Source organism: Streptomyces otsuchiensis, assembly GCF_004305975.1.
In the GTDB taxonomy this organism is placed as follows: domain Bacteria; phylum Actinomycetota; class Actinomycetes; order Streptomycetales; family Streptomycetaceae; genus Streptomyces; species Streptomyces otsuchiensis.
This window is the reverse complement of record NZ_BHZI01000496.1, coordinates 1-1,822: the sequence shown is the minus strand read 5'-3', so window position 1 is coordinate 1,822 and position 1,822 is coordinate 1. Positions and strand designations below refer to the sequence as shown.

Below are 1,822 nucleotides of genomic sequence, written 5' to 3'. Positions count from 1 at the left end.
GGAGTGGTTCGGACGGTCCGGTGGGGGCGGATCCCGGCGCGGCCTCGCCGCCGCCGGGGAGCGTCCCCGGTGCGGCGGGCTCGATCAGCCGGGCGGGGCCGGGCTCGGGGCGAGCGTTCATCCGTGTGCGGCGCGGTCACTGTGCCGGGCCCTCGTGGGGCGGGTGGTCCGGCGGGTGGGCCGCGCCTCCCTCCTTCATCAACTGGTGGCGTGTGCGGGGGCGCACCGTGCCCGTACCCGGCGGGTGACGGTTCAGCCGGGGAAACGACAGTGATGACGCCCGTGCGGAGCCGACGACGAAGATCTTTTCCGACGATCATAGGGCGATCCGGGAACCGGGGACCCGGTAACGGCCGTCCAGATGGTCACCGGCATAGTGGGGAGCAGCCCGCAGCCGGTGGACCTGCCCGTCACGGCGCCAGGCCCGACACGGACCACAACTTCAGGGGGAGTTCACCCATGTCACCGATTCGCAGGCGGCCGGGGCGCCGCCGCGCCGCCGGGGCCGCGCTGGCCGCGGCGACCGTCCTGGCACTGACCGCCTCCGCCTGCGGTCCGGGCGACGACTCCAGCGACCAGGGCAAGGGCCCGGCCGAGCAGACCGACGACTCCGGCCAGGGTGGCGACCGCCTCGGGGAACTCCTCGACCGGCTTCCGGTCGAGATCGACGTGGACAAGTGGAAGGACGGTGCCTGGTCGGACTGGGACACCGAGACCTGGCTGCGTGAGGCCGGCGAGTACGTCGGCATCATCATCGAGGACTTCTGGGACCGCGACCGGATGGAGGAGGCCGACGAGCAGGACAAGTCGGTCGACGAGGACGACATCGGGGAGGAGCCCGCGCCGGACTCGGACGACCCCGCCGACGACCGTGGCGCGACCGACCCCTTCCCCGCCTCCTACCCCGCGGACCGGGAGCCGGCGCCGTACAACGCCAACAGCCCCGGCATCGGCAAGCTGTTCTTCGAGACGCCCGAGGGCACCGGGGTCTGCTCCGCCGCGGTGGTGCAGGACCCGGACAACCCGGGCGCGTCCAACCTGGTCGCCACGGCGGGCCACTGTGTGCACGCCGGCAGCGAGGGCGGCTGGTTCCGCCAGGTCATGTTCGTCCCCGCCTACAACAACAACGGCGAGGACTTCGCGAGCCAGGAAGCGGATATGCCGTTCGAGGACATCGCGCCGTTCGGTCTGTGGTGGGCCTCGGACGTCGCCACCACCGACTACTGGATCGACAACGGCACCATGCAGGGCGGCAACGGCGCGCACCAGGACTTCGCCGTGATGCGCGTGGAGCAGGAGGACGGTCCCGGCACCTCCCTGGAGGAGCAGACCGGCATCGCCTACGAGGTCGACTTCGACGCCCCGGCCGTCTCCGGCCTGGGCGCGCTCCAGAATTTCGGCTACCCGCAGGCCGTGCCGTTCGACGGTGAGGTGCTGCACAGCTGCCAGGGAGACGCGACGCGGCTGTCGCTGGACCCGGCCGAGCCGGTGATGTACGTCCTCGGCTGCACCATGACCGCCGGCTCCTCCGGTGGTCCCTGGCTGACCGCCGACGGCGGCGAGCCGCGCCTGGTCTCCGTCAACTCCATCGGTCCGGCCACCAGTACCTGGCTCGCCGGACCGCGGCTGGACGTGGAGGCCCAGGAGGTCTTCGACGCCATTCGCCTCGGCTGACCGGCGGCCGGGCCCAGCGGGCTGATCGGCGCCGCGCGCTGAAACGGGCCGGGCCCGTGACCTCTCGGAAGCTTGAGTTCAAGGGGTCGTCGCAACACCGCCCGGTTTCAGGTGGTGAGTAGATCACGTAGACGCTCGGCTGGGGTAT

At 71.8% G+C, this 1,822-nt stretch carries 1 protein-coding gene; it reads left to right on the top strand.

Annotated features, from left to right (window positions below):
- Positions 1-459: 459 nt before the first annotated feature.
- Positions 460-1,674, top strand: coding sequence for a trypsin-like serine peptidase (locus E0D90_RS25415; RefSeq protein WP_130800259.1), 1,215 nt, complete (start codon positions 460-462; stop codon positions 1,672-1,674).
- Positions 1,675-1,822 lie beyond the last annotated feature (148 nt).

What these genes read in the sequence shown, in the direction of transcription:
- E0D90_RS25415 (WP_130800259.1), top strand. Translation starts at nt 460, where the DNA reads ATGTCACCGATTCGCAGGCGGCCGGGGCGCCGCCGCGCCGCCGGGGCC.